Raw genomic sequence first — 26,494 nt, 5'->3', positions numbered from 1 at the left:
TTACTGCTGCCCGTCTTCGAACCCTTCGCGGAGCCCCGTCAGGGTGCGCCGGACCAGCAGAAAGGCGAAGAAGAAGAAGCCGAGTAGGACAACGAGAATTACGACGAACAACGGTTCGACCGGGAGCATACAGTCGGATCCGTCGGCACGGTGTTATGCGTTTCGGCACCCCGGTCGCCCGCCGATTCCGATCGGCTCTCTCGCCGGGGTAATGCGCTCACCGTCAGTCGGTGACTAAAACGCGCCTTTGTGTCTCAGTCACCTATATGATCTCACCGACACAAGTTATCGATGCGACCCCCGCTTCGGCCCTCTCCCCACATTCGGTCACCCCCTGGCGAGCCGCGACGACCGATAACGCTTGCCTGTTCGGGTCACTCCATGCTCCCTCCCCCCCTGCGTCCCGGCGTGACCGACCGGGCGGGGTGTCGTGTCCGTCCGCCGATGCCCTTCAGTCCCCCTGCCACCCCGTTCGGCGGGCGTTTTCATCCGGCCAGCGACCGCTCCCAGCCGCTGTCGCCCACCCACGCCCGACTCAGGGATCGATCCGGAACTCCTCGAAGACCTCACCGCCCGGCGTGACGAGGCTCCCGGTTAGCGCGCTTGCCCCCTCGGAGGCCGGTTCGAGCTCCGCGTGCGCCGGACGGTTCCCGCGCGGCTGTGCGTGGCTCCCGGGATTCAGTATCGGGAGCGCGCCCGAGTCGTCGAACCGGGGCCGGTGGCTGTGGCCGCAGATCACGGCGTCGGCGTCGCGCTCCCGGGCGAGCATCACGAGCCCGGTGTCGCCGCTGCGGTGCCGGTGCGTGACGGTGAACCGGACGCCCTCGTACTCCACGGTCAGCACTTCGGGGAGCCGGTCGCGGATCGCGGCGTCGTCGTTGTTTCCGTACACGCCCCGGAGCGTTCGGGCGGCCGACTCGAACGCGTCGAGCACCGGCTCGCGGTAGAAGTCGCCGACGTGAATGACGAGGTCGGCCTCGCGGACCGCCTCCGCGGTCCGCCCCTGCAGCTTCGACTCCTCGCGTGAATGGGTGTCCGAGACGACGACGAGCATACGCTCCGTCGGCGCGCGTCCGGCTTAAAAAACACGTCCGGCGGCGCCGCCCGCGATCCGAACGAGCCGCCGAGCGGGAGACGACCTATTCCTCCAGCGACAGCGAGGCGAGCAGCGACTCCAACTGCACCTGTTCGTTCGCCCCCTCGGCGATCCGGTAGTCGGCCTCGCCGATCCGCTCCATCAGCGCGACCGCCTCGCGCTCGGTCAGGTCGAACTCCCAGACGGAGCGGTGGAGCTGGTCGATCACGTCGCCGCCGGCCATCCCCGTCTCCGTGAGGAGCGTGTCGAGGGTCGCCCGCGCCCGCGAGAAGTCCCCCTCCAACGCGTTCGTCACCATCGACTCGATCTCCTCGGGCCGCGCGGTCGCCGTGATCGCGTACACCGCCTCCTCGTCGACGACGTCGCCGGTCGTCGCCGCCGCCTGCAGCGAGTTGATCGCGCGGCGCATATCGCCGTCGGCCGCGTACACCAGCGCGTCGACCCCCGCGTCCGTCACCTCGATCCCCTCCGCCGCCGCGATCTCGCGGGTCTGCGCGGCGACGGCCTCGTCGGAGAGCGGCGAGAAGCGGAAGACGGCACAGCGCGACTGGATCGGGTCGATGATCTTCGACGAGTAGTTACACGAGAGGATAAAGCGCGTGTTGTCGGAGAACTGCTCCATCGTCCGGCGAAGCGCTGACTGAGCGTCATCGGTGTTGTGCGTCAACACCCCGTTTGCGAGCATGAAGTTGGGAGTGTCCTCCATGCTAATGTTGTACGCCTTGCCGCGATGGCTGTATTCGATGCTGTCGATCGCGACCGTCTGGACGCCCTGTAGTCCGCCGTCCGTGACGACCGCCGGTTCGAACTCCTCTTTCTCGTAGTGCTCGTGGTGAGGCATGGCGCCGTCGCCGACCACGACGTAGGTGTACTCGTCGCCGTACGTCTCGAGGAACTCCTCGACTTTCTCCGTCTGCCCCCAAAGCTCGGCGACTCCTTTGACCTCGATTACCGTGTCTCCGAGCAGGAAATCGGGGTGGTATACGGAGTCAGACAGCTCGAATGCCGGTTCGTACTCGTACTCGATGCCTTCTTCCTGCAGCGCCTTCGCGACATCGTACTCCCAGTCGGATCGAACCAGATGTCCGAGTTCGTCGCTGTGCCTGATGTTGCCGCCGGTCGGCTCGTGACCTTTCAGCGCTTCGGACACCTTCTGTGCGACTTCCGGATCACGCATCGGGTTATTGTCGCCGCTGATGTCACAAACCGGATAGTCACAGTTTTCGACGCTCTTTTCGATTACCGCTTGTCTCTCGTCGTCGTCCAAGCTTTCCCACCACTCGACCGTGGCCGCGCCGATGTCTGCTTTCACCTCGTCGGGATCTGCGTCGACAACCCACTCTTCCCACGACGTTCCCGACCGCATCTCGCTGATCGTCTCGCGGACTCGTTCCACTGTCTCCTCGTCCATTTCCCACACGTTGACGCCATGGAAATCCCCGCCGTAATTCGGATTGTTACTCCCCGCAAAGCGACCGTCAGAGAGCTTTTCGACGATCTTCTCTCGCCGCTCGTCGGACCACTCGGTCCCGTGCATCGGGTTACCGTCTCCGCGCATTTTCCGGCTGTGGCCCTCATTTTTGCACTCGACGGAACAGAACCGCCCCGCCGTCCACGACTCACAGATCTCGCACTGGGACACCCCGATCTCGTCTTTGAAGTCCGCGATTTCGTCCCCCGATGATAGTTCTCTGAGCTCCTTCTCTACGAGTCTCCCATCTTCGCCGACCACGAAGAACGGGTGAGTCGGACTCGCAATCGTGGTTCGGCCGTCCTCCAGTTCCACTTGGAGGAAATCCGCGGTACCGGAGTCGACGAGTTTCCCTTTGTCGGACTGTATCTCGTTGGTCTCGAAATCGACAGACGGGATCGGTTCGCCCTCGGTACTCACCTCCTCGATCGGTTTTATTTCGGGCTTCGACGGATATCCCGTCACAACTTCGGTTCCCGGCGGTACGCACAACGAGTCTGCCTCATCGAGGAACACGATCCGGAAGTCGCCGCCGAACGACGACCGCGCGAACCCCTTGATCCGGTCGCGCACCACGTCGATCCCCCGCTGATCGGAGGCGTTCAGCTCGAGGAAATTGCCGCGCCAGTTGTCCTCGCCGTACACCTGTCGGGCGATGGCGGTGGCTGCGGTCGTCTTTCCGACTCCGGCAGGACCGCTGAAAAGAAGGTGCGGGATGTCGTCCTGTTCGATGTAGCTCTGGAGCCGTTCGACGATCTCCTCTTGGCCGTGGATGTCGTCGAGCGACTGCGGCCGGTACTTCTCGATCCAGATCTCCCGGCCGGTCGCGGTCGCAGCCGTCTGCTCGTCGGCCTCGCTCATGCCGGATCGGAGGGTCGGCGGGGTGATAAACGCCCCGAGAACGGGTCGCGACGGAGCGCGGCGCCAGCCGGTTCGCGCCGCGGCGCTCGGCCGTCAGCCGCTCCGCGAGAGCCGCTGGAGCTCGTAGGCGAACACCCAGATCCCCATCAGCACCCCGACGGGCACGACCACCTCGGCGATCTCCCTCGAGATCGGCAGGTTCGCCACGTCGACGAGCAGATGCGTCGTCGTCGCGGCGAGCTGCGCGAACAGTTCGTACTCCGCGCGGATCGTGTTCGTCAGCATGGAGCCGACCACGAGCATCACCATCGCGGCGACGCCGTGGATCGTCCCCCGGATATGTGGCATAACCGTCACATCTGCGACGACCCTGATAGGTGTTTCTCCCGCACCCATCCGCTCACAGCCGCCGCCGGACCGTTTCACAGAACGCGCTCGCCGCGTCGACCTCGGCCTCCGCGTCGCGCAGCCGCGCGGCCGTGTCGCCGTCGCCGTCCGGTGCGAGTACGACCGCCGCGGCGCCGGTGGAGAGCGTTTCGGTGCGCCAGTCGACGTACCGCTCGCCGGCCCACGCCGGGAGGTCGGCGCGCAACACGGCGTTCCGCCAGGCGAACTCCCGAGTCCCTTTCAGCCCGAGGAGGGCCAACCGGTCGTCGAGGGGGTCGAGCAGCCGGTCGATGCCGGCAATCCCGACCGCGGCGTACGTCTCGACCAGCGCGTCCTGTGCGGTCTGGACGAGCCGCGCGAGGATCGCGTTTATCCGGTCGTGGTCGGCGCGCTTGGCGTCGCGGTCGGGGTCGATGCCGATGTCGCCGAGCGTGTACGTGAGGTCGTAGGTGATGTGCGCGTTGATGCCGAGCAGGGCGTCCTGCGCGACGAGCGTTTCGCCGCGAGCGCCGGCGGCGAAGGCGATCAGCCACGGACGCGGGAGCGACTCGAAGTCCCGCTGCTCGAACGCGACCAGCGCCCGGCGGTAGCGCTCCGCGAAGGCGACGAGATACGACGCGGCCCACTCCGCGTCGATGAACGCGCCGTCGTCGATCGCCGTTCTGACGGTCGCCGTCATCCGACTGTACACCGTGAGAAACACCGCGCGCCGGTCGCCGCGCTCACGGAGGTACGACTCGGCTCGGGCCAGCCGCTCGTCCACGTCCGCGACGGACGCGAAGGGCGTCGCGACGAGATCGAGCAGCGCCGCGTCCGGCTCGTCGTCCGCCAGCTCCGCGGCGATCGCGTCGACGTCGACGTCGACATCGGCCGTCCGCCGGAGCCCGGTCAGCAGCGCTCTCGCCTCCTCGACGGTCGGGACGGCGGTGCGGATCGGGGTCATCGTGAGCGACGGCGGACGCCGTCGACATCGGCCGGTACTCAGCCGAACCAAAAGAACGTTGCTGCCGGACCGAGGCCGGCGTCGACTACGCGAACTCGTCGACGAGCTCGGGAACCACGTCGAACAGGTCGCCGACGATGCCGTAGTCGGCGATGTCGAAGATGGGCGCGTTCGGGTCCGTGTTGATCGCGACGATCGTGTCCGACCCCTTCATCCCGGCGACGTGCTGGACCGCGCCGGAGATCCCGACCGCGATGTACACGTCCGGGGTGACGACCTTCCCGCTCTGCCCGACCTGCCGGTTCTTCGGGAGCCACCCGTTGTCGACGATCGGCCGCGATGCGGAGAGCGTCGCGCCGAGCGCGTCGGCGAGCTCCTCGACGAGCTCCAAGTTCTCCTCCTCCTCGATGCCGCGCCCGACCGAGACGAGCACGTCCGCGTCGGCGATGTCGACGTCGCCGCCGCCGACCTCCTCGAAGCCCGTGACGCGCGCGCCGGAGTCAGGGTGGTCGACGTCGACGGACTCCACCGACGCGTCGCCGACGCCCTCCGCGGGCGCCCACTCGCCGCCGCGGACGGTGAGGAGGAAGCGGTCGCCGTCGACGTCGACGGTCGTCTCCACCTTCGAGCCGTACATCTCGCGGGTGACGGTCAGCCCGTCGTCGTACTCGAAGCCGATCGCGTCGGTCACCAGCTGGAGGTCGTACGCCTCGGCGACGGCGGGCGCGTAGTCCAGCCCGTTGACCGAGTTGGGGACCACGACCGTCTCCGCGTCGGTCTTCTCGAGGAGCGCACCGACCGCCGACTGGTAGACGTTGTGGTCGAACTCCTCGCCGTTCGCGACCGCGTGGACCGCGTCCACGCCCTCGCGGTTCAGGTCCTCGGCGAACCGGTCGACATCGCCGCCGACCGCCGCGACGTGGAGGTCGCCGCCCTGCGCGTCGGCGAGTTCACGGCCGGCCTCGATTGCCTCGTAGGAGACGTCGCGAAGCTCCCCGCGACGGTGTTCCGAGACGACGAGCACGTCGGACATCACGCGCTCACCCCCTTCTCGCGGAGGACCTCAGCAAGGCGCGACGCGCTCTCGCCGGCGTCGCCCTCGATGATCTCGGCGTCCGACTCGCTCTCCGGCTCGTACATCGAGGTGATCGTCAGCGAGCTCTCGACGTCGTCGGCCGACAGCCCGAGGTCGGCCAGATCCGTCGCGTCGATCTCCTTGCGCTGGGCCTGCCGGATGCCGCGGAGGCTCGCGTAGCGCGGCTCGTTGAGCCCCGTCTGAACCGTCAGCACGGCGGGGAGGTCAACCTCGGTCAGCTCCTCGACGCCGCCCTCCAGCTCGCGGTGAACGTGCGCGACGCTCGCGTCGGCGTCGACCTCGAGGTCGTTGACGACGGCGGCGTGCTCGAAGCCGATCCGCTCGGCGAGCGCGACGCCCGTCGCGCCGAACCCGGTGTCAGCGGCCTGTACGCCGCCGAGAACGAGGTCGGGCTCTTCCGCTTCGACGACCGCCTCGAACGTCGCGACCTTCGCGGGCACGTCGGCGAAGCCCGCCTCGAAGGCGTCGTCCCAGACCCGCACGGCGCGGTCGGCACCCTTCGCGAGCGCCATCCGGATCGTCTCCTCCGCGCGCTCCGGCCCGATGGTGACGGCGACGACCTCGTCGGCAATTCCCGCTTCAGCCAGCTGCACCGCCGCCTCGACCGCGTAGTCGTCCCACTCGTTGAGGTCGTACTCAAGGTCGGACGCTGCGATGTCGGTGCCCTCGATCGCGAAGTCGTCGTCCGGCTCCGCGACTTCCTTGACTGTCACCAGAACTTTCATGATCAACATTCCGTCGTTCGACCTGTAAGAGCTTTCGGAACGCCGCACCGTGGGGGCACAGTTTTCGCGATCCACTCCCGATCGCTCCGCTCCCGTCCCCGGAATCGGCCTCAGTTCTCGGATTCGCCGTTGCCGCCGGGCTCGCTGTCGGAGCGACCGTCGTCGCCGCCGGCTCCATCGCTGTCTGGAACCGAGATCAGGTTCTCGCGCCCCAGCCGAAGCTTCTCCACGCGCCCCGCATCGGCCATCGCGGAGAGCAGCTGTGACACCTTCGCGTCCGACCACCCGGTCTCGGCGACGATGTCGGCCTGTCGCATCCGCCCGCCGTTCTCCTCGAGGAGGCGCTCGACGCGCTCCTCGTCGGACAGCAGCGAGAGGTCCTCGTCGTCCCCCTCGGGTGTCGCGTCGTCGCCCGCTTCCGGTCCGTCGACCGTCGGGTCGGGATCGCCCGCGGCGCCCTCTGCGTCGTCGCGCCCTTCGGGGCCGGCGCGTTCTCCGCCGTCGCTGTCGACGGTCGCCCCGTTCGTGCTCCCGCCCGACGCGGGGGCCGGACCGCCGTCGATGCGTCGGTATCCGACGATGCTCCCGGCGATGAGCACGGCGGCGACGACGATCGCGGCGGTGATCATCGTCCACGGAGGCGAGGCGGCCGGCGCGTACACGACCGCGACCCGCTCCTCCTCGCCGAAGACGCGCGGCCCCTCGATGATCACGGCGTTGTCCCGCAGCCGGTCCGTGGCGTCCGAGGTCCCGGTGATGGTGTACCCCTCCGGCGTCGCCACTTCGAGCGTCTGCCCCTCCTCCAGCGAGAGCAGCCACGTCCCGCCGTTGGGTGTCGTCAACGCGTCGCCCAGCACCAGGTTCTCGCCGTCTTCGTCGAGGAACTGGGTCCAGACGAACGTCAGGCGGAGCTCGCCGACCGCCGCCGTCTCGCCGCTCGCCACGCCGAACGACGAGGGGTCGTCGTGGACGACGACCTCGCGCGCGGCGTCTTCGATCCGCATCGTTCGGTCGACGTTCCGACTGGCCTCACGAGCGAACCCCTCGAACAGCGCCGCTTTGGGCCCGATCTCGCCCTCGACGAACCTGTCTCCGACCGCGTCGAACGCCGCGCGGTCGGCCCCATCGGTGAGGGCGTACCTGACGGACACGGTCCACCGGGCGTCCCGGTCCGGCGTCGGCTCGATCAGAATCCGCGTCGACGTGGCCGGGTCGAACGGCTCTTCGATCTGTTCGGCGGCCGACGGGTCGACGGCCAGCGGGTCGACGGCAGACGCGTCGCCGGCCGACGCGCCCGCGTCGAGGGAGGGTGCGGGCGAGGGGGCGGCTCCCGCGACGGGCGCGACGCCGCTCGCAACGAGTGCGACGGCCACTAGCCCGACGAGGAGGGCGCGAGACGGGGCGTTCCGCATACGGATCAGGGCACTCAGGCGCCGGGCAAAACGCTTTCCATCGTTCGTTTTGCTCGCCGACGGGCTCGCGGCCACCGAACCGGCTCCGAATCCCGGCCGGCCCGTCGGTTCGTTGAGGTGGATTTTTTATATCCTGACGCGAACCAACGCTGTATGAGAGCCCTCCCGGTCTCCCTCGCGCTGCTGCTTCTGTTCGCGTCGATCGTCGGCGCGGCGTCCCCGGCGGCCGTCGCGGGGTCGGTCGCCGACCCCGCGACCGCCCCCGATTCGGTCGTCGAGGGCACCGATGCAACCGTCACGCGCGTCGGATCCGCGGCGACCGGCGTGCTCGCCGGCGGCGACGGCGACCGCGGCCGTCCGCAGGTGGCCTCGGAGAACCTCACCTTCCGGACGCTGTCCACGCCGAGCGACAGCGAGACGCGCTTCGGATCCGGGAGCCGCGGTGCCAACCTCGGCTCGTCGGTCGGGTTCGCCGTCGACGAGACCGACGCGGCCATGGAAACCGCGGCGGTCGTTCAGCGGGTCGAGGCCGCCGAGACGACGCCGGAGCGGCAGCGCCGTATCCTCGCCGCGATCAACCGCGTCGAGCGCGACGAGGTGACGCTCAACAGCCGACAGGCCGAGGCGTTCAGCGCACACGCCGCCGGCGAACTCTCCGACCGGGAGCTCCTCGACGAGCTCGTCCGGATCGCCGCGACCGCCCGCGAGTACGACGCGCGACTGGAAGCGCTCGACGCGCTAGCCGAGGAGACCGACGGGTTCAGCTCTCCGACTCGGCTCGACGAGCTCCAAGTCGCGCTGCAGGTGTACGAGGGCCCCGTCCGCGACTACGCGCTCTCGGCCGCGCGCGGCGAGGTGGCGGCCACTGAGTTGTACATTGAGTCGAGCAACCAGTCGGTCGTGCTGGCGGCGATCATCGACGGCGAGTACGTCCGTGAGGTCTTCCGGCTCGACCGCTGGGACCGCGGTGGCGGAGCGATCGGGAACGACGAGGCGATCGAAGTCACGTCGGCCGCCTACCCCGAGACGGCGTCGCTCCGCGAACCCGACGCCTTCGGCGCCGGTTCGGTCCAGCGGATCACCATTCCCCACGATTTCGGTGTCCTGCGCACCTTCGTCAGCGGGGGCACGAGTCAGGTGTTCGTGGAGCACCAACGCCTCGCGCTCGACGCGTTCCCCGACACCGAACTCGTCTCCGAGACCGGGGACGGCTTCAACGTCACCGTCGACCGCAGCTACGCCGGCGGTCCGGTGACAGTCACGGTCCGTGACGAGGAGACCGGCGAGCCCGTCTCCGACGTTACGGTCACCAAAAGCGTCGGCGGCGGCGACAGTCAGACGATCGGAACCACCAACGCGGACGGTGTGGTTCGGACGCTCTCGCCCCCGGAGTCCTATCGGGTCACCGTCGTCGACGAGCCCCGCGCGGTGTTCGTCGACGACCTCGAACCCATCGCGACGCCGCGTCCGGTTGCGGGAGACGACGCGTAGGGATCGCGGCTGCCCCCGACGCTTTTCACGGATCCCGCGGCACTCCCCCCGTGCCAACCGACACCGACCAATCGGCCGGGGGGAGCCCACCGACCGAGACGAGACCGGCGGCCGTTGCTACGGGGTCGACCGTCGTTTCTTCCCGTGCGCTCGTGCCCGTCGCCGGCGTCCTGCTGCTCGCTATCACGGTCGTGCTCGCGGGCGGGGTCGTGACCGCGACGATCGGCGCTCCGACCGAACCGGCGCCGACGACCGCCCTGTCGCTGTCGGCGACCGACGACCGGATTACGGTCACGCACCGAGGCGGCGACGCGCTCAACGCGACTGAACTGACGGTCCGTGTGCGGGTCGACGGCGAACCGCTCGCCCGGCAGCCGCCGGTCCCGTTCTTCTCGGCGGCCGGGTTCCACCCGGGACCGACCGGCGCGTTCAACGCCGCGACAGACGGCGCTTGGCGCGTCGGCGGGACGGCGTCGTTCCGAGTCGCGGAGACGAACGATCCGACCCTCGAACCCGGTCGGACCGTGGCCGTCGATATCTCGGTCGACGGACGACCCGTTGCGACGCTGGAGGCGGTCGTCGACTCGGGATAAGGAGCGAGGGTGGGGAACGGGGGTTCGAGCGTCACCCGCTACCGTTCGGGGACCCGTGCGACCGTCGTGATCGCACGCGGGCTCCGCGGCGTCGACTGCTGGATGTGGTGTTCGTACGTCTCGTAGCCGGCGGCCTCGAACATCCGGTCGGCCTCCTCCTCGTCGTAGAAGAGCATGATCGCGTCGGCGACCCGCTGGAGGACGCGGTTGTGCGGATAGTCGGGGCCGACCACGAGCACCTGCCCGCCCGGCTTCGCGACGCGGCGGAGCTCTCGTAACCCCTCGATCGGATTCGGCCAGTACTCGATCGAGCCGGAGGACCACACCACGTCGAACGTGTCGTCGCGGAACGGGAGCCGCTCGGCGTCGCCGCGGTAGAAGCTCACGCGGTCGTGTCTTCCGAACTTCTCGAACGCCTTCTCCATCTGGTGGACGCTCTGGTCGAGCCCGTGCACGTCGTCGGCGTGTTCGAGGAGCCCCTCGGTGCCGAACCCGGTGCCACACCCCACGTCGAGCACCTTCGGATCGTCGCCGAACTCCAGCCACGAGAGCGCCTCCGCGCGCATCTCCTCGTTCCAGTTGAACCAGTTGATCTTGTCGTACACCTTCGAGAGGTACTTGTAGAACACCCGGGCGTTCGACTTGTCCTCGAGGATCCCCATTTACCGGTTGCTTGGGTCGCCCGCCCCATAACGACACGGATCCCCTGCGGCCGTCGCCGCCGCGTCCCCGACGCGCGCTCCCGTTCCGACCCGCTTTTCCGCTCGCCGCCCGACCGTCGGGTATGGAACCGACGACGAGCGGCCGCTTCCGCGTCCACGACCGCCGCCCCCGTCCCGACATCGACGGGACCGGACCGTCTGATCCACCGGAGGAGTTCGTTCTCGTCGAGCATCCGGAGGAGCCGATCGACCCGACCGACCCCGACGCCGAGGATCGGTTCGACCCGCTGTACGCCGCCGCCGAGGGGTACGAGGGGGACCTCGCCGACCGGGTGGCGTCGCTGGATCCGGGGGTCGTCGTCGACGCGACGCTCGCGTGGACCGACGGTTCGGCCCGCTTCGCGGATGTCGAAACCGTCCGGGAGAGTCGCTTTCGCTACGCGGACGGCGTGGAGGGGATGTTCGAAGCCGCCGTCGACGCGTGGGACCAGATCCGCTCCGCGGGGGAGGCGGTCGGCTCGATCACCACCCGGTCGAACGACGGCGACCCGAACGGCGCGTTGTACCTGTTCGCGGACGCGCCGGGAAGCGACGCGTTCGCCGATCTCCGGGCGGGACGGATCCCGGTCGAGCCCCTCGTCGCGCGCGTCAACGAGTCGCGAGAGGACGACGACCCCCGCGAGGTGTTCGTTCTCCGTCCCGCCGCCCACGATTTCGTCGCCGTCTACGTCGTCTTCGACCGCGAGGGCGTGCTGGCCCAGACGGTGCGCGACACCTACGATCTCGGCCCCGGCCTCGCTGCGGGGCTCGACGACGGCGCGCTCGACGCGGCCAAGGCGGGATCGGACGGCGGTGACGAAGACGACCTCAGCGACGGCGACGAAGACGGCTTCGACGCCCTCGACCGACTGTAACGATCCGCGGTAGCGCGTTCCCCGCTACAGCCAGTCGGCGTCCGGATCGACCCGCCCCGCCGGGGGATCGCCGTTGAGGACGGCCGCCACGTCGGCGGCGCCGCTTCGGTTGAGGTCGTCGCGCGCCTCTTCGCTGTACCACGCCGCGTGTGGCGTGACGACCGTGTCGTCACGCCCGACGAGCGGGTCGTCCTCGGGCGGTTCGTCGTCGAGCACGTCGAGGGCGGCGCCCTTGATCGATCCCGACTCCAGCGCGTCGAGCAGCGCCGCGTCGTCGACGACCGGTCCGCGGCTCACGTTGACGACGACCGCGCTCTCGTCGAGCCGACCGAGCGCGTCGGCGTCGACCATCCCCCGCGTCGCGTCCGTCAGGGGCGCGTAGACGCCGACGTGGTCGGCGCGGTCGAACAGCTCGTCGAACGCCGCCTTCTCGACGCCGTACTCCGCCATGTCTTCGGCCTCCACGAACGGGTCGTAGGCGACGAGGTCGGCGCCGAACCCGGCGAGCTGTTCGGCCGCGCGCTGTGCGATCGGACCGAACGAGACGAACCCGATAGTCGACGCGCTCACGCGGTGGATCGGCCGCCCGGGCTCCCAACCCCATCCGCCGGCGGCGACGTGATCGTCGTACCGCTTCAGCGACCGGAGACCGGCGAGGAGCAGCGAGACGGAGTGGGTCGCCACCTCGTCGGTACAGTAGTCGGGGGCGCGAGTGACGGTGACGCCGTTGTCGGCGGCAGCGCCCACGTCCACGTTGTCCACGCCCACCGCCGACCGGACGACTACCCGGAGGTCCAGCGCGTCGAGCGCCTCGGCGGTGACCGGCGTGTTGATGTCGGTCACCACCGCGTCGGCGCCCGCTGCCGCCTCGATCAGGCGCTCGGTCGACCCCAGTTCGGCGACCTCGATCTCGACGGGCTCGTCCACCGCGTCGTCGAGGGTCTCGCGGTACGTCTCCGGGTCGATCATCGGGAACGCCGACAGCACAACTCTGGCCATACGCCAACATTTGTCCCGCCCTACTTGACGCCTTTCTCGCGTTTTCAGCTCCTGAAACACCGATTTTCGATCGTGATCGTCTCCCGAGTCGGGGTCGCTTCGCCTCGGTTCCCCTGCGAGTCGATTCTCCCTTGCGAGGTCCAGACCATGCCGATCGAGGTCCCGATCGTTCCGATGGCTCTTTGCGCGCGCGCTCGCAAGGGCGTCCGTGAGCGACGACAGTCCGACCGACCCGTCGACCAAGCCGCCGATGCTCGTGCTGTTGGAGTCGCTGGCGTTCTACCGGAACGTCCGCGTCGGACTCGTCGCCGGTGCGGCCCTCGCGGTCCTGCTGTACGCGGTTCGAACGCTGGAACTGCTCGGGCCGGTGATCGACACCCGAGAGTATCCGCTGTTCGGGCCGGACGCGTGGTTCCTGCTGTTGGCGTTCGTGCTGGCGGCGACGTTCGCATTGCTCGTCGCCATCGCACTCACCGTCGCCGAAGCCGTTCGCGGGGCGCGAGACATGCCTGGCGAGTCCGAAGAGGGCGGCGAGTAGAAGATTGGAGACCGCGTCGATCAGTCGGCGGTACAGGACGCGTCGCTCTCGTCGCCGGTGAACTCCTGCGCGGGCTCGGTGAGCTTGTAGAGGTTCTGCCGGGCGTCCGCGAAGTACACGTCCTCGTCAACGACGTCGATCCCTTCCAGCCGCTCGAGCGCGTAGCGGACGGTTCGAGCCGACAGCATCGACTCTTGGACGATCCCCTTCTGGGTCAACGGCCCGTTGTACTCGAGCACCTTGAAGACGAGCTTGGCGCTCGGCGGGAGGTCGTCGAGTCCCTCCGTTTGGGTTCCTTCCATCGTTACGAACGGAAACCGCACATCGTCATAAATGTTGATGCGTCACCGCGTTCAACCCGGCGATCCGTCGCCGTTACCGGATATTTCTGCTGGTTATTGGCGAGCGATGTGGCAATATAATCCGGTATCTCTCCGGCAAACTGACCAGTCAGTCAGCGATGTCGCTCGCGCGCGCTTCGCCGCCAGCGCCTGCCGGGTCGACTCCGGAGCTGCCGAGTCACCTCTGCGGTCGTTACAGCGGTTCGTCACGGGTCGGGCGGTCCCCGTCGGCGGCGTTCGGGCCCGAGCGCTCGGCGGAACGAACGGCTTTTCACCTGTGCTCGCGGATCGACTCGTATGAGCGACGACTCGGGGATCTCTGGCCATACCCGAAGCGTGGTCGTCACGACGATCTGCTGCCTCGCGGGGATCGCCGCCGGCGTCGTCTCGGCCGCGTACGTCGGGACGGATCCGGTTGACGCCGCCAGCACCACCGGCGTGCTGGTGATGGGCGCGTTCGTGGTTGCCCAGTTCCCGCTGTACAAGGTGATCGGCGTCGGCGACTTCGGGGTCAAGGACAACCTCTACGTGGCGTTTCTGACGTTCACGCTGTGGTTCATCAGCTACACCGTGCTTGCGACCTCCGGCGTGCAACTGGTGGCGTAAGATGGCGGACGACAGCATCGCCGTCGTCGACCTCGATCGGTGCCAGCCTGACCGGTGTAACTACGAGTGCGCGAACTACTGCCCGCCCAACCGGACGGGGAAGGAGTGCATCACCGAACGCGGCGAAGACGCGGTCGAGGGCGACCCGGACCAGATTCACATCTCCGAGGAGATCTGCCTCGGTGAGACCTGCGGAATCTGCGTCGAGAAGTGTCCGTTCGACGCGATCGAGATCATCAACCTCCCCTCCGAGCTCGACGAGGACCCGGTTCACCGCTACGGCGACAACGCCTTCTCGCTGTACGGGCTCCCGACGCCGAAACCGGGCAACGTCACCGGCATCCTCGGCCCGAACGGGATCGGGAAGTCGACCGCGGTCCACGCGCTCGCCGGCGAGATGGTCCCGAACCTCGGCGACCACGAGTCGGAGGGCGACTGGGAGCGCGTGCTCGACCGGTTCCGCGGCACCGGGCTGCAGAACTACCTCGAATCGCTGAAGGAGGGTGAGGTGACGGTCGCCCGCAAGCCGCAGTACGTCGACCAGATCCCGAACCAGTTCGACGGCAACACGCGCGAGCTGCTGGAGCGCACCGACGAGCGCGGCGCGCTCGACTCCCTCATCGACCGGCTCAACATCGCGCCGGTGATGGACCAGCCGATCGACTCCATCTCCGGCGGCGAGCTGCAGCGCGTCGCCATCGCGGCGTGTCTCGCCCGCGACGCCGACTTCTACTTCCTCGACGAGATCACGCCGTACCTCGACATCGGCCAGCGGATGGTCGTCGCGCGACTCATCCGCGAGCTCGCGGACGACGACACCGCCGAGCGCTCGATGCTCGTCGTCGAGCACGACCTCGCCATCCTCGATCTCCTGGCCGACACCCTCCACGTCGCGTACGGGGAGCCGGGGGCGTACGGGGTCATCACCGATCCCAAGTCGGTCCGCAACGGGATCAACGAGTACCTGAAAGGGTATCTGGACAACGAGAACATGCGGATCCGACCGTCCGCGATCACCTTCGAGGAGCACGCGCCGCGGGTCTCCTCGCGCAGCGAGACGCTGATCGAGTACCCCGAGCTCTCGAAGTCGTACGGCGACGGCGAGTTCGAGCTTCACGTCGACGGCGGCGAAATCAACCGCTCCGAGGTGCTCGGCGTGGTCGGCCCGAACGGGATCGGGAAGTCGACGCTCGCGAAGCTGTTCGCGGGCTCGCTTGAGCCCGACGAAGGCGAGCTCGACTTCGCGCTCGACATCTCGTACAAGCCGCAGTACATCGATATCGACCAGCCGATGCGCGTCGACGCCTTCCTCTCTTCGATCACCGACGAGTTCGGCAGCTCCTACTGGAACACCGAGATCGCTCAGCCGCTCCAGCTCGACCGCGTGATGGAGCAGAACCTCTCGGACCTGTCGGGCGGGGAGCGCCAGCGCGTCGCCATCGCGGCGTGTCTCTCCGAGGACGCCGACCTGTACCTCCTCGACGAGCCATCCGCTCACCTCGACGTGGAACAGCGGGTGCGCGCGACGACCGCGATCCGCCGGTACGCCGAGAATCACGACGCGACCGTGATGGTGATCGACCACGACATCTACATGATCGATCTCCTCGCGGACCGCCTGATGGTGTTCGACGGCGAGCCGGCCGAGCGCGGGCACGCGACTCCGCCCCAGGAGATGCGCGACGGGATGAACGAGTTCCTCGCGGACCTGGACATCACCTTCCGCCGCGACGAGCGGACGGGCCGCCCCCGGATCAACAAGCCGGGCTCGCAGCTCGACAGCTCGCAGAAGCGCGAGGGCGAGTACTACTACTCCACCTGACACCGCTTCCTCCCTCGCTCCGTTCCCGTCTCGCTCCGTTCCCGTCCTCGCTCCGTTCCGCTCCACTTCTCACCCGCCCACCCGAATCCGCGGTATCGAAGCGATTAAGCGGGGATGCCGCGAACGACGGGATATGCAACACCTCATCATTCGCGGCGACCCCGGGATCCGGCGGGACGCGGTGATCGAGTACGAGGGCGAGGAGCTGGTGTGTTTCGGTATCAACGTCCAGGGCGGCTGGCACGGCCCGGACGAGCCCCAGCTCTGGTGTACCGTCGGCACCGAAGACGAGCGCGAGGCCTACGACAAACGCGAGTACGTCCCTCACTGGCTCGACGTCGACACGATCGACGCCGAGGAGCTCGACGTGATCAAAGCGAAGGGCGAACTGTCGGTCTGACGCCGCCGTCCGTCTGCGGTTTCGACTCTGTTCTCACACCGGCGGATCGTCCAGCCACGCCTCGATGGCGCCGGCCATCGCGCCGCGGCGGTGGATCGTCCTCGCCTCGGGATCGACCACGGTGCTCTCCGTGCCGGGCGTCTCGCCGTCGTCGATCAGCACAGCGACACCCTCGCGGATCCGGTCGCCGAGGTCGTCGAGGCTCGTCACGCTCCCCCGTCCGGACACGTTCGCGCTCGTCGCGGTGAGCGGTCCGGTCTCTCGGAGCAGGTCGCGGGCGACCGGCTGGTCGGGAACGCGGATCCCGACGCGGTCGCGTCCGGCGGTGAGCGCGTCGGGGACCGCGTCGCCGCGCTCGACGACCACGGTCACGGGGCCGGGGAGGAACGCCCGGGCGAACGAGATCGCGAACTCGGTGGGCTTGGTGTGTCGGAGCGCGGCGTCGACGCTCGGGACGCCGAGCGAGAGCGGATTCGAGCGCTCTCGTCCCTTCTGATCGAACACCCGTTCGACCGCGTCTGGGTCGAGCGCGTCGCCGCCGAGCCCGTACACCGTCTCGGTCGGGTAGACCACGAGATCGCCGTCGGCGACCGCCTCGGCCGCTCGTCGGAGGGTGTCGCTGTCCGTTGTCACACCATCGCGTTCGTGGCGGTCGCGAAAAAGGGTAACGAGTGGGGGTGACGATCGGCACCGGCAACCGGGTGCCGGGGGTGGCGATCGTCTGCGCGGTCAGTTTCGCAGTCAGTCGACGAGCCGGTCGATCGCGTCGCCGATCGCCTCCGCGTCCGGGAACTCGGGGTGTTCGCTCGCGACCCACGCGAACTCGACGGTCCGGTCGGCGTCCAAGAGGAACACGGCGGGTCGCGTCTCGGTGATCCCGCTCATCCCGTCGATGTCGTGTGCGAGACCGTACGCCTCGATCACGCCCGCGCCGGGATCGGAGAAGAGCCGGACGCCGTCGGCACGCTCGTCGAGGAGGCGCTTGTGGGCGTACGGCGAGGAGATCGACACGCCGAGCACGTCCAGATCGGCCGCCCACCCGTGGTCGTCGACCGTGTTGTGGAGGTACGTCGCCTGGAAGGCGCCGTCCATCGGGTGGAACAGCAGGAGGGTCGGCCCGTCGACGGCCTCGTCGAGCGCGCAGTCCTCCCAGTACTCTTCGTCGACGAGCGGTCGGGTGAAGTCGGGCGCCGTGTCGCCCTCGGCGACGTGGTCCGTCTCGGGCAGCGAGACGACGTCGAAGTCGGGCATTTCAGGCACCCCCCTCGCCGTAGGTTCCCTTCAGGTACTCCACGATGTTCGCGCTCTCGGACATCGTCACGCCCGTCTCGCGGTCGACGATGGCGGGGACGCTGCGCGCCCCGGAGACGCGCTTGACGACGTTGCGCTCGGAGTGCATCGGCTCGACGTACCGCGACCGGTACGCCACGTCGAGTTCGTTCAGGGTGCGGGCGACGCGCTCGCAGTAGGGACACGCCTGCAGTCGGTACAAGGTGATCGGTGGGTCGCTCATACATCGCCGTTTGCCGGCGAGACGGGTAATCATGTCGGCGGCGGTACTTCGCGGGCGGAGCCCTCCGGATCGCCGGTTCGGTGATCGTCGCTCGACCGAGCGCGGCCGACCGTAATCGCTACTCGACCGGCACAGTGAGTGTGCGAAGGGAACGCTTTAATCGCGGGGAGCCAGAAAGCAAACGAATATGGGTTTGTCGTCCAGCGTGTCGGCGGCCGATGTCCTCCAGCTACCGATGCCCGGCGACGGCGTCGTGACCGTCCTCGGCGTCGCCGCGATTCTCGTCCTGGTCGGGCTGTCGGCGTTCTTCTCCTCGTCGGAGATCGCGATGTTCTCGCTGCCGCAACACCGCGTCGACAGCCTCGTCGACGAGGGGGTAACAGGGGCGGAGACGATCCGGGGTATGAAACAGAACCCCCACCGCCTGCTGGTGACGATCCTCGTCGGGAACAACATCGTCAACGTGGCGATGACCTCCATCGCGACCGCGCTGTTCGGGATCTACCTCTCGCGGGGCGAGTCGGTGCTGGCGACGACGTTCGGCATCACGACGCTCGTGTTGATCTTCGGCGAGAGCGCGCCGAAGTCGTACGCCGTCGAGAACACCGAGTCGTGGGCGCTCCGGATCGCCCGCCCGCTCAAGCTCTCGGAATACGCGCTGTACCCGCTCGTGGTCCTGTTCGACTACATCGTGAAGGGAGTCAACAAGGTGATCGGCGGGTCGTCCGCCATCGAGTCGACGTACGTCACCCGCGACGAGATTCAGGACATCATCGAGACGGGCGAGCGCGAGGGGGTCATCGAGGAGGAGGAGCGGGAGATGCTCGACCGCATCTTCCGGTTCAACAACACCATCGCCAAGGAGGTGATGACGCCCCGCCTCGACGTCACCGCGGTCGCCAAGGAGTCCTCGGTCGAGGAGGCGATCGAGAAGTGTATCCAGGCCGACCACGAGCGCGTCCCCGTCTACGAGGGGAACCTCGACAACATCATCGGCGTCGTGACCGTGCGCGACCTGGTCCGCGAGCTGCGCTACTCCGAGGGCGAGCCGTCGCTGGCGCGGGTCGTTAAGCCGACGCTGCACGTCCCCGAGTCGAAGAACGCCGACGAGCTGCTCGCGGAGATGCAGGACAACCGCCTCCAGATGGTCACCGTCATCGACGAGTTCGGCACCACCGAGGGGATCATCACGTTGGAGGACATGGTCGAGGAGATCGTCGGCGAGATCCTGGAGGGCGACGAGGAGGCCCCCGTGGAGTTCATCGAGGACAACGTCGCCGTCGTGCAGGGCGAGGTGAACATCGACGAGGTCAACGAGATACTCGGGATCGACCTCCCCGAAGGCGAGGAGTTCGAGACGCTCGCCGGCTTCGTCTTCAACCGCGCCGGGCGTCTCGTCGAGGAGGGCGAGGAGATCGAGTTCGACGGGATCCGGATCCGGATCGAGCGCGTGGACAACACCCGGATCATGTCCGCGCGGGTGACCGTGCTTGACGCCGCCGAGACGGCCGAGTCGATCGCCGAGGAAGAGGCGGCGGAGCCGGGTGCCGAGCCCGAAGCGCCCCCGAACGACGCGGAGTAGTACGTTGTCGTGAACAGTGATCGGACGGAGAGCGTCTCTGGTAGTTCTGTCGATCGCTTATAACTGATTACTGACGGCGGATCGAGGGTGACCACCTCCAAAGCCCCAGTCGCTCGGTCAGACGCGATCGGTGACTCCGCAGTGGCCACCTCCAAAGCCCCAGCCGCGAGGACTCGCGCGACTCGTTGCGGTCCTCGCTCAGTCGCTCCGCTCCTTCGCTGTGGTCCTTACGTCGTCGAGCTTCGTCCTCGCGGCTGCCCCTTTGCGTCCCACCCACCCGCAACCGCACGGCACCTCACGCCTCCCCAGCCTCGCCGCTCGCGCTTGAAAGCGCTCGCGGCGTCCCTCGCACGCGCTCCTCGCGGCCTATCGGCCACTCGGAGGCGCGCGCCGACTGCATTCTTGGTTATACAGGACCGTCGCGCCCTGCCGACTCGTCGCTCGTCAGGCTCGATCCGAAACCGGCTCTTCTCGCGGGTTTAAACGGCGTACGCGCGAGCGGCCGCCACGAGGGCCTTCCGGTAGTCGCTCTCGGAGGGATCGGGACCGAGGTCGAGGAACCGACGCTTGAACGCGTCGACGTCGACCGCGTCGGTGTCGCTCCCGGCCGCGCGCGCGAGGTCGTAGATGCGGTGGCCCGGACCGGCGATGTCGTGGCGCTCGACCAAGGCGAGCGCGAACGCGGCGTTGACCGCAGTTATCTCCGGGTCCGCGCCGCCCGTGACCGGCTGGGTGCCGTCCCGCGAGACCTCGGGGCGGTCGGCGACCGCGGCCGCGAGGGTCGACTCGAGGAAGCCGAGGAGTTTGTCCGCGGGTGCGACGGAGAGCGTGATGTCGTCGGCGTAGATGTCCTTCATGTGGTTCGCGATCTGGTAGCAGTGGGCGAGCTTGCGGCGCTCCACCTGCTCGCCGGAGAGCCCGAGGTACAGCGCTTCCTCCGTCGACTGGACGTGCGAGGCGTGGCCCTCCTCGTAGCGGGCCATATGCGAGAGCTCGTGGACGGCGAGCTCGCGGGCCATCGCGCTGGTGGCGGCGCGCTTCGAGACGTTCAGGACGTGGTAGCCGTCGTAGTGGCCGGCCCAGGTCCGCTCGTCGGGGTCCTCGCGCACCTTCACGTGGACCGGGTCGTCGAGGGAGCACTCGGTCTCGAACAGGTCGGCGGCGCCGAGAAACGGGTCGGGGGGAACATCCCCCTGTACGCGGAGATCCATGCGTACTGTTCTCATGGGTGCGTCGGATAAGTCTCTTGCGCCCGTCGAAGGCTTTTGCCGCCGCACGTCGAACGCTACGCCATGAACGCGCGCGTCTACGTGGGGTACGACGACGGGCTCCGTCTCGTCGATCCGGAGACGGGATCGGCGTCGCTCCGGCTGGCGGACCGGAGCGTCGAGTGCCTCTCGGTCGGTTCGGGCGGCGAGGCCACTCCCTCGGAAGACGTCGCCGACGCCCGGGTACTCGCCGGGACGTTCGACGCGGGGCTGTTCCGTTCGACCGACGGGGGCGAGTCCTTCGAGCGCGTCGCGAGCGAGAGCCTCGGGCCGGATGGGGCCGGACCCGAGGCGGTCACCGCGATCGCGACGAGCCCGCACGATCCCGCGACCGTCTGGATCGGTACCGAACCCTCCCGAGTGTATCGGTCGACGGACGGCGGACGAACCGCCGAGCGAGTCGGCGGGCTGACAGCCGTTCCGTCAGCGCCCGAGTGGTCGTTTCCGCCCCGCCCCGACACTCACCACGTCAGGTGGATCGAGCCGTGTCCGGCCGATCCGGCGCGGTGGTTCGTGGGGATCGAGGCCGGCGCGCTGGTCGTCACCCCCGACGCCGGCGAGACGTGGACGGACCGTCCCGAGGGGTCGCGTCGGGACTCCCACGCGCTCGCGACGCACCCGGACGCGCCGGACCGGGTGTACGCGGCCGCGGGTGACGGGTTCGCGGAGAGCGACGACCGGGGAGAGTCGTGGCGGGTCGTCGACCGCGGGTTCGACCACGGGTACGTCTGGGGGGTGGCGGTCGATCCGGGGAATCCGGAGACGGCCATCGTGAGCGCGGCCACCGGCGCCATGGCGGCGCACCGACGCGGCGAGGCGTACCTCTACCGGCGCACCGCGTCCGGCTCGGCTCCCCGCTTCGAGCGGCTCGACGGTCGAGGGATCCCGACCGGCGAGGGGACCTACCGGGCGGTCCTCGCGAGCGGGCGAGCGGACGGGGTGGTCTGGGCGGTACACAACGAGGGGCTCTACCGGACCCCCGACGCCGGCGAGTCGTTCGAGCGCGTGTCCGCGGACCTGCCGGCGTCGCCCGCGCGGGCGCTCGCGGTGGTGTGAAACGAGGGCGGAGAAAGAGCGTAGGAACGTGGAGAACGGAGCCGGAACCCGCTACTCCCGTACCGCCCCGACGACGAGGTAGACGATCGGGGTGTCGAGGACGGCGATCGCGAGCTTGAGGAGGTACTGGCCGAGCCCGAGCGCGAGGAGGACGCTCCCCGGGAGCGGGCTGCCGACGCCGAGCAGCGTCGGAGCGAGATAGAACGCGACGCCGACGAAGATCGCGGTGTCGATGGCTTGGCTGCTGGCGGTCGAGGCAACGTTGCGCAGCCACAGCATGCTGCGGCCGGTGCGGTCGCGGATCGCGTGGAAGACGAACACGTCCCAGTTCTGGCTCACGACGTACGCGAGCAGGCTGCCGGCGACGACGTTGGCCGCGGGGCCGAGCGCGGTCTCGAAGGCGGCGGCGACCTCGGGGTTCACGCCCGGCGCGGCGAGCGTCGACCAGACCAGCGCGAGCACGAGGAAGTTCGCGAGGAAGGCGACGTTGACGACCACCTGCGTGGCGCGGCGGCCGTACAGCTCGGCGTAGCAGTCGGACGCGAGGAACGTCAGCGCGTACGCGAGCGCGGCGCCCGGCAGCGTGATCTCGGGGCCGACCACCGGGAGCGCGACCGGGAGCGGCAGGGCGATCACCTTCGCGGCGGTGAGCTGCGCGGTCGCCAGGGCGACCACGAACAGCGTGATCAGCCCGACCGCGGCCACCGCGGAGCGGTCGAGGGGGTCGGCCGCGAACGGGCCGCGGGTCCCGCCGGTCCCGGCGCGCCCGTCCGTCCGGCTACTCATCGCTCCCGTCGTCGCCGCGATCGGTTTCGTCCCCGTCGTCGAGCCGATCGTGTCGGGCGTCGATCTCGTCGAGTACGTCGAGCGTCTTGCGGATCGACGCGCGGACGGCGTCGCTGCGGTTCACGAACTTCCCCTCGTCGCCGACGTGGTCGTCGAGGTCCTCGAGCAGCTCGCCCGGGATCTCGACGCTTATCTTGGGCATACCGCTCCGTCCACCCCGGATTCACAAGAGCGTTCTTATTCGGGGAGTCTCTGGGGAATACTCGCTCGGACCGAGCCGCCGGCAGCCGCTCCGAACGCCCGTCGGTGTCGCGGCTCGGCGAGAGACCTCCGGTCGTCATCGTCGGCTCCCGTCGCCGTCGCTCCGGAGAGTGGTGCAGATCGACGCCGAAAACTGACCGCAGACGACCGGGCGAAGACCCTACTTGATCGGTGCCCGGTCGCGTGCGGGAGCGGGGATGCCCACGTCGGCCTATGCGCGCGGACGGTCTAATCGTTTCGGTCGCGCCGAGAGAAGGCGGTTTCCCTTGGCGACGCTGATCGCTGTCGGCACACCTCATCACGATCATGCTGCTGAGCTACACGCACGGAATCTCTCCGCTTTGGCGACGATGCGACTGACCTGCTCCCCATCAACGACACCGACGACAGCCATGATGGTTCTGAATCGTGGCGTCTTGTTCGTCGCGCTCGTCGCCCTCATCGCGGCTGCGCTCCTCGCGACGCGGCGTAACGAGTAACGCAGCAGCGATTCACCACACTCGCTAACTATCGGCCCTCACGGGTCGACTCCTTCGCGGCTTTTCTTTATCGCGCTCCGCCACGCCTCGACCGCCGAGCGACGGCACTACGCAGCGCCGACCGCGAGACGCGATCTCATCATCGTGACCGATGCGCGGTGACCACCGGGACTGCGAGCTCTGCGGCGAGACAGGCCGGGTCGGAGCACGAGCGCGTCGGCGTCGACGACGCGGAGTGGGAGCTATCGCACTCGACGAACCCGTCGTGACCGACGATGACCCCGACTTCGCGAACCGGATCCAGGCTCATCCCGACACGGCGGATCTAGACACTGATCGTTACGGGCCGGCCTCGGAGTAGCGCCGCGACGTGTGGGATCTTCGGACGGACTCCTCTCCGTTCCCGACCACGGGTGCCACCGTCACCCACGCGAACGCCGTAGCGAAGCGGTTAAGGGGGAACCGCGGGAATTACGGACAACTCGCTGGTGCGGACACAGCGGGCACTCGCCGCCGGGGCCGGTTCGATGTCGCTGTCGACGCCGCACCCCGGGACGAGACGACATGTGGCCGCTTCGCGGCTGAATCGCAACCGTCCGCGGACAACATATGGCACGAAGCTTCTACTCGCACATCAAGGAGGCGTGGCGGTCCCCCAAGGAGGGGAAACTGGCAGAGCTACAGTGGCAGCGCAAACAGGAGTGGCGCGACGAGGGCGCCATCGAGCGTATCGAGCGCCCCACCCGCCTGGACAAGGCCCGTGAGCTGGGCTACAAGGCGAAGCAGGGCGTCGTCGTCGCCCGCGTGAGCGTCCGCAAGGGCGGCTCCCGCAAGCAGCGCTTCAAGGCGGGTCGCCGCTCGAAGCGCCAGGGCGTCAACCGCCTCTCGCGCCGCAAATCGATCCAGCGCATCTCGGAGGAGCGCGCGTCGCGCAAGTACCGGAACCTCCGCGTGCTCAACTCCTACTGGGTCGGTGAGGACGGCTCCCAGAAGTGGCACGAAGTGATTCTGGTCGACCCGAACCACCCCGCGATCGAGAACGATGACGACCTCGGGTGGATCACCTCGGACGACCACAAGGGGCGCGCCTTCCGCGGCCTCACCTCCGCCGGCACCAAGGGTCGCGGCCAGCGCACGCGCGGGAAGGGTACGGAGAAGACCCGCCCGAGCGTCACCGGAAACGACCGACAGGGCAAGTAACGGGCCGCCGCCCTCGATCTCCTCCGTTTATCAGTTGCCTAGCGGCAGTGCTGCTTCGGGTTTACCGGCCCGTTGGCCGCGACGATCGACCGGCGAGCGCCGCAGCTCTTCGGCCGGGGTTCAAAAAATTGGAATGGGGGAACGCGAGCGTGCGTAGTTAAACGGGCGATTCGCGGCCGGGAGGTGGTTCGTTCGGAACCTCGCTTACATCGCACCGCCCATGCCGCCCATGCCGCCCATGCCGCCGGCGGGGGCGCCGCCCTCGTCGTCGTCGCCGCCGGTCGAGAGGTCGCCCGCGGAGATGATATCGTCGATTTTCAGGACGAGGTTCGCCGCTTCGGCGGCGGAGGCGATCGCCTGCTCCTTGGCGTGGGCCGTCTCGACGACGCCGGCCTCGGTCGTGTTCTCGACCTCGCCGGAGAAGACGTTGAGCCCGGCGTCGGTGTCGCCGGCCTCGTGGGCCGCGCGGAGGTCGACGAGCAGGTCGATGGCGTCGAGCCCGGCGTTCTCGGCGAGCACGCGCGGGATCAGTTCGAGCGAGTCGGCGAACGCCTCGACGGCGAGCTGCTCGCGGCCGTCGACGGAGTCGGCGTAGTTGCGCAGCCGGCTGGCGAGCTCGACCTCGACGGCGCCGCCACCGGGGAGCGTGCGCCCGTCGGAGACGGTCGTCGAGACCACGTCGATGGCGTCCTGAATGCCGCGTTCGAGCTCGTCGACGACGTGCTCGGTGGTGCCGTACAGAAGGAGCGTGACGCCGTGGGCGTCCTCACCCTCGACGTAGAACAGCTCCTCCTCGGTGTCGCGGGTGATCGACCCGACCGCGAGGTCGTCGGCGGTGAGCGAGTCGAGGTCGCTGACGATCGGTGCGCCGAGCACGTTCTTGAGGAAGCTGAGGTCGGACTTCTTCGTCCGACGGACGGCGAGGATGCCCTCCTTCGCGAGGTAGTGCTGGGCGAGGTCGTCGATCCCCTTCTGACAGAAGACCACGTCGGCGCCCGACTCGACGATTTTGTCGACCTTCTCGCGGAGCTGCTCTTCCTCCTGATCGAGGAAGCGCTGGAGCTGGTCGGGGGAGTCGACGTTGACGGAGGTGTCAACGTCGGCCTCCTCGACCTCGATCGGGTCGTTGAGCAGGAGCACGTCGGCCGCCTCGAAGTCGGTCGGCATGTCCTCGTGGACCGGGTCTTTGTCGACGACGGCGCCGGAGAGCAGCCGGGACTCGCCGGCCGCGCGTCCGGTGCGCGTCTCGATGTTCAGGTTCGCCAGGTCGACGACGTGAGAGCCGTCGTCGGCCTCGACGGTGACGCCCTGGATGGCTCGGACGACGAGGTCGGCGAGCACGTCCTTGTCAAGCTCCGCGCCCTTGCCGGTCATCGACGTCTCGGCGACGCTCTTCAGGGCCTCGGTGTCGTCGGCGTCGACCTCCGTGGCGACCTCGTCGACCTGATCGCGGGCGTACTCGCTCGCGAGGTTGAACCCCTTGATGACGGCTGTCGGGTGGATGTCCTGTTCGAGGAGATCCTCGGCGTTCTTGAGGAGCTCGCCCGCGATAGCGACTGCGCTCGTCGTTCCGTCGCCGGCCTCGTCCTCCTGCGTCTCGGCGACTTCGACGATCATCTCGGCGGTCGGGTTGTCGATGTCCATCGTCTGCAGGATGGTGACGCCGTCGTTCGTGATGGTGACGTCGCCCATCGAGTCGACGAGCATCTTGTCCATCCCTTTCGGCCCGAGCGTCGAGCGTACGGACTCGGCGACGCCGCGCGCCGCGGAGATGTTGTACTCCTGTGCGTCCTTGTCCTTGACGCGCTGGGCGTCGTCGCCCATGATGATCATCGGCTGACCCTGCTGCATTCGCTGACTCATACACCGTTTGATTGATTGTGATTCTATATAAATGTGTTGTTGACTGGTGTTCGTCTGGAACCGCGGTAGCCCGCCGGTGTGGTAGAAAAACCGCAGTACACTGCGGCTATCGGGTACCGTTTATGTGTA

27 protein-coding genes and 3 pseudogenes are annotated in these 26,494 nt (G+C 68.3%); 10 read left to right on the top strand and 20 right to left on the bottom strand.

Going from position 1 to position 26,494, the window contains the following annotated elements; all coding sequences use genetic code 11:
• From ACT4MF_RS07200 to ACT4MF_RS07155, 10 genes and pseudogenes are all read right to left on the bottom strand, one after another.
• Complete coding sequence (locus ACT4MF_RS07200; protein ID WP_275539527.1) at nt 1-129, bottom strand: DUF7859 family protein; 129 nt, start codon at nt 127-129, stop codon at nt 1-3.
• A gap of 406 nt (nt 130-535) precedes the next feature.
• On the bottom strand, nt 536-1,054 hold the full coding sequence (locus tag ACT4MF_RS07195) for a metallophosphoesterase (RefSeq protein WP_099255874.1): 519 nt from the start codon (nt 1,052-1,054) through the stop codon (nt 536-538).
• Between the two features lie 85 nt (nt 1,055-1,139).
• Nucleotides 1,140-1,751: pseudogene (locus ACT4MF_RS07190) on the bottom strand (replication factor C small subunit); the annotation flags it as partial.
• A gap of 12 nt (nt 1,752-1,763) precedes the next feature.
• A pseudogene (locus ACT4MF_RS07185) lies at nt 1,764-2,987 on the bottom strand (replication factor C small subunit); the annotation flags it as partial.
• Nucleotides 2,988-3,056: 69 nt separating this feature from the next.
• Nucleotides 3,057-3,428 (bottom strand): annotated as a pseudogene (locus ACT4MF_RS07180) (AAA family ATPase); the annotation flags it as partial.
• A gap of 93 nt (nt 3,429-3,521) precedes the next feature.
• Nucleotides 3,522-3,776 carry a hypothetical protein gene (locus tag ACT4MF_RS07175; protein WP_180271811.1) on the bottom strand — a complete coding sequence of 85 codons (255 nt, stop codon included), beginning with the start codon at nt 3,774-3,776 and terminating at the stop codon, nt 3,522-3,524.
• 52 nt (nt 3,777-3,828) lie between these two features.
• Nucleotides 3,829-4,758, bottom strand: coding sequence for a DUF5995 family protein (locus ACT4MF_RS07170; RefSeq protein ID WP_444682058.1), 930 nt, complete (start codon nt 4,756-4,758; stop codon nt 3,829-3,831).
• A gap of 85 nt (nt 4,759-4,843) precedes the next feature.
• Complete coding sequence (locus ACT4MF_RS07165; protein ID WP_099255871.1) at nt 4,844-5,791, bottom strand: electron transfer flavoprotein subunit alpha/FixB family protein; 948 nt, start codon at nt 5,789-5,791, stop codon at nt 4,844-4,846.
• Nucleotides 5,791-6,579: an electron transfer flavoprotein subunit beta/FixA family protein gene (locus ACT4MF_RS07160; RefSeq protein ID WP_444682059.1), complete on the bottom strand. Its 789-nt coding sequence runs from the start codon at nt 6,577-6,579 to the stop codon at nt 5,791-5,793. Before ACT4MF_RS07160 ends, ACT4MF_RS07165 begins: the two co-directional genes overlap by 1 nt.
• Before the next feature lie 110 nt (nt 6,580-6,689).
• On the bottom strand, nt 6,690-7,991 hold the full coding sequence (locus ACT4MF_RS07155) for a helix-turn-helix transcriptional regulator (protein ID WP_444682060.1): 1,302 nt from the start codon (nt 7,989-7,991) through the stop codon (nt 6,690-6,692).
• A 153-nt stretch (nt 7,992-8,144) separates the two neighbouring features.
• Between ACT4MF_RS07155 and ACT4MF_RS07150 the strand changes: the two genes are divergently transcribed.
• Both ACT4MF_RS07150 and ACT4MF_RS07145 read left to right on the top strand, forming a co-directional pair.
• Entirely contained in the window at nt 8,145-9,482 is a 1,338-nt protein-coding gene (locus tag ACT4MF_RS07150) for a DUF7094 domain-containing protein (protein ID WP_444682061.1), read from the top strand.
• A 50-nt stretch (nt 9,483-9,532) separates the two neighbouring features.
• Nucleotides 9,533-10,075, top strand: coding sequence for a type IV pilin N-terminal domain-containing protein (locus tag ACT4MF_RS07145; protein ID WP_444682062.1), 543 nt, complete (start codon nt 9,533-9,535; stop codon nt 10,073-10,075).
• A gap of 38 nt (nt 10,076-10,113) precedes the next feature.
• Here the strand turns inward: ACT4MF_RS07145 and ACT4MF_RS07140 are convergent, their stop codons facing one another.
• Complete coding sequence (locus ACT4MF_RS07140; protein WP_444682063.1) at nt 10,114-10,737, bottom strand: methyltransferase domain-containing protein; 624 nt, start codon at nt 10,735-10,737, stop codon at nt 10,114-10,116.
• 122 nt (nt 10,738-10,859) lie between these two features.
• Here ACT4MF_RS07140 and ACT4MF_RS07135 point away from each other — a divergent pair, with 122 nt between their 5' ends.
• Entirely contained in the window at nt 10,860-11,651 is a 792-nt protein-coding gene (locus ACT4MF_RS07135; protein ID WP_444682064.1) for a DUF6663 family protein, read from the top strand.
• 24 nt (nt 11,652-11,675) lie between these two features.
• Here the strand turns inward: ACT4MF_RS07135 and ACT4MF_RS07130 are convergent, their stop codons facing one another.
• Entirely contained in the window at nt 11,676-12,650 is a 975-nt protein-coding gene (locus ACT4MF_RS07130) for a C-terminal binding protein (protein WP_444682065.1), read from the bottom strand.
• A 250-nt stretch (nt 12,651-12,900) separates the two neighbouring features.
• Here ACT4MF_RS07130 and ACT4MF_RS07125 point away from each other — a divergent pair, with 250 nt between their 5' ends.
• Nucleotides 12,901-13,188 carry a DUF7536 family protein gene (locus tag ACT4MF_RS07125; RefSeq protein WP_444682216.1) on the top strand — a complete coding sequence of 96 codons (288 nt, stop codon included), beginning with the start codon at nt 12,901-12,903 and terminating at the stop codon, nt 13,186-13,188.
• A 20-nt stretch (nt 13,189-13,208) separates the two neighbouring features.
• Here ACT4MF_RS07125 and ACT4MF_RS07120 read toward each other — a convergent pair whose 3' ends face one another.
• A complete protein-coding gene (locus tag ACT4MF_RS07120; RefSeq protein WP_099255865.1) occupies nt 13,209-13,490 on the bottom strand; it encodes a MarR family transcriptional regulator in 282 nt (93 codons plus the stop codon).
• Nucleotides 13,491-13,826: 336 nt separating this feature from the next.
• On the opposite strand from ACT4MF_RS07120, the gene ACT4MF_RS07115 reads away from it, so the two are divergent.
• The 3 genes from ACT4MF_RS07115 (at nt 13,827) to ACT4MF_RS07105 (ending at nt 16,357) form a co-directional block, all read left to right on the top strand.
• On the top strand, nt 13,827-14,135 hold the full coding sequence (locus ACT4MF_RS07115) for an EMC6-like membrane protein (RefSeq protein WP_099255864.1): 309 nt from the start codon (nt 13,827-13,829) through the stop codon (nt 14,133-14,135).
• Nucleotide 14,136: 1 nt separating this feature from the next.
• A complete protein-coding gene (locus tag ACT4MF_RS07110; protein ID WP_444682066.1) occupies nt 14,137-15,957 on the top strand; it encodes a ribosome biogenesis/translation initiation ATPase RLI in 1,821 nt (606 codons plus the stop codon).
• Between the two features lie 133 nt (nt 15,958-16,090).
• Entirely contained in the window at nt 16,091-16,357 is a 267-nt protein-coding gene (locus ACT4MF_RS07105) for an HAH_0734 family protein (RefSeq protein ID WP_004049300.1), read from the top strand.
• A gap of 33 nt (nt 16,358-16,390) precedes the next feature.
• On the opposite strand, the gene ACT4MF_RS07100 is transcribed toward ACT4MF_RS07105, so the two are convergent.
• The 3 genes from ACT4MF_RS07100 to ACT4MF_RS07090 form a co-directional block, all read right to left on the bottom strand.
• Complete coding sequence (locus ACT4MF_RS07100; RefSeq protein ID WP_444682067.1) at nt 16,391-16,990, bottom strand: L-threonylcarbamoyladenylate synthase; 600 nt, start codon at nt 16,988-16,990, stop codon at nt 16,391-16,393.
• A gap of 108 nt (nt 16,991-17,098) precedes the next feature.
• Nucleotides 17,099-17,608 carry a redoxin domain-containing protein gene (locus ACT4MF_RS07095; RefSeq protein ID WP_099255861.1) on the bottom strand — a complete coding sequence of 170 codons (510 nt, stop codon included), beginning with the start codon at nt 17,606-17,608 and terminating at the stop codon, nt 17,099-17,101.
• Between the two features lies 1 nt (nt 17,609).
• The gene (locus tag ACT4MF_RS07090; RefSeq protein ID WP_099255860.1) at nt 17,610-17,870 is read right to left on the bottom strand and encodes a glutaredoxin family protein; all 261 of its coding nucleotides are present in this window, start codon (nt 17,868-17,870) and stop codon (nt 17,610-17,612) included.
• Between the two features lie 187 nt (nt 17,871-18,057).
• Between ACT4MF_RS07090 and ACT4MF_RS07085 the strand changes: the two genes are divergently transcribed.
• The gene (locus ACT4MF_RS07085; protein ID WP_099255859.1) at nt 18,058-19,452 is read left to right on the top strand and encodes a hemolysin family protein; all 1,395 of its coding nucleotides are present in this window, start codon (nt 18,058-18,060) and stop codon (nt 19,450-19,452) included.
• A 479-nt stretch (nt 19,453-19,931) separates the two neighbouring features.
• Here the strand turns inward: ACT4MF_RS07085 and ACT4MF_RS07080 are convergent, their stop codons facing one another.
• Complete coding sequence (locus ACT4MF_RS07080; RefSeq protein ID WP_099255857.1) at nt 19,932-20,663, bottom strand: DUF5781 family protein; 732 nt, start codon at nt 20,661-20,663, stop codon at nt 19,932-19,934.
• Between the two features lie 81 nt (nt 20,664-20,744).
• On the opposite strand from ACT4MF_RS07080, the gene ACT4MF_RS07075 reads away from it, so the two are divergent.
• Entirely contained in the window at nt 20,745-21,776 is a 1,032-nt protein-coding gene (locus ACT4MF_RS07075; RefSeq protein ID WP_444682068.1) for a WD40/YVTN/BNR-like repeat-containing protein, read from the top strand.
• Nucleotides 21,777-21,827: 51 nt separating this feature from the next.
• Here the strand turns inward: ACT4MF_RS07075 and ACT4MF_RS07070 are convergent, their stop codons facing one another.
• Both ACT4MF_RS07070 and ACT4MF_RS07065 read right to left on the bottom strand, forming a co-directional pair.
• Entirely contained in the window at nt 21,828-22,562 is a 735-nt protein-coding gene (locus ACT4MF_RS07070; protein ID WP_099255855.1) for a queuosine precursor transporter, read from the bottom strand.
• Entirely contained in the window at nt 22,555-22,764 is a 210-nt protein-coding gene (locus ACT4MF_RS07065; RefSeq protein WP_099255854.1) for a ribbon-helix-helix domain-containing protein, read from the bottom strand. The genes ACT4MF_RS07070 and ACT4MF_RS07065 overlap by 8 nt, the downstream gene beginning before the upstream one ends.
• A gap of 1,147 nt (nt 22,765-23,911) precedes the next feature.
• Between ACT4MF_RS07065 and ACT4MF_RS07060 the strand changes: the two genes are divergently transcribed.
• Nucleotides 23,912-24,502: a 50S ribosomal protein L15e gene (locus ACT4MF_RS07060; RefSeq protein ID WP_004049324.1), complete on the top strand. Its 591-nt coding sequence runs from the start codon at nt 23,912-23,914 to the stop codon at nt 24,500-24,502.
• Nucleotides 24,503-24,706: 204 nt separating this feature from the next.
• Here the strand turns inward: ACT4MF_RS07060 and thsB are convergent, their stop codons facing one another.
• On the bottom strand, nt 24,707-26,353 hold the full coding sequence (gene thsB / locus ACT4MF_RS07055; RefSeq protein ID WP_444682217.1) for a thermosome subunit beta: 1,647 nt from the start codon (nt 26,351-26,353) through the stop codon (nt 24,707-24,709).
• Nucleotides 26,354-26,494 lie beyond the last annotated feature (141 nt).

This window comes from Halorubrum sp. FL23 (genome assembly GCF_052439115.2).
Classification (GTDB): domain Archaea; phylum Halobacteriota; class Halobacteria; order Halobacteriales; family Haloferacaceae; genus Halorubrum; species Halorubrum persicum.
Note: the sequence above shows the minus strand (reverse complement) of the source record. Positions and strands in the feature narration are given on the sequence as shown.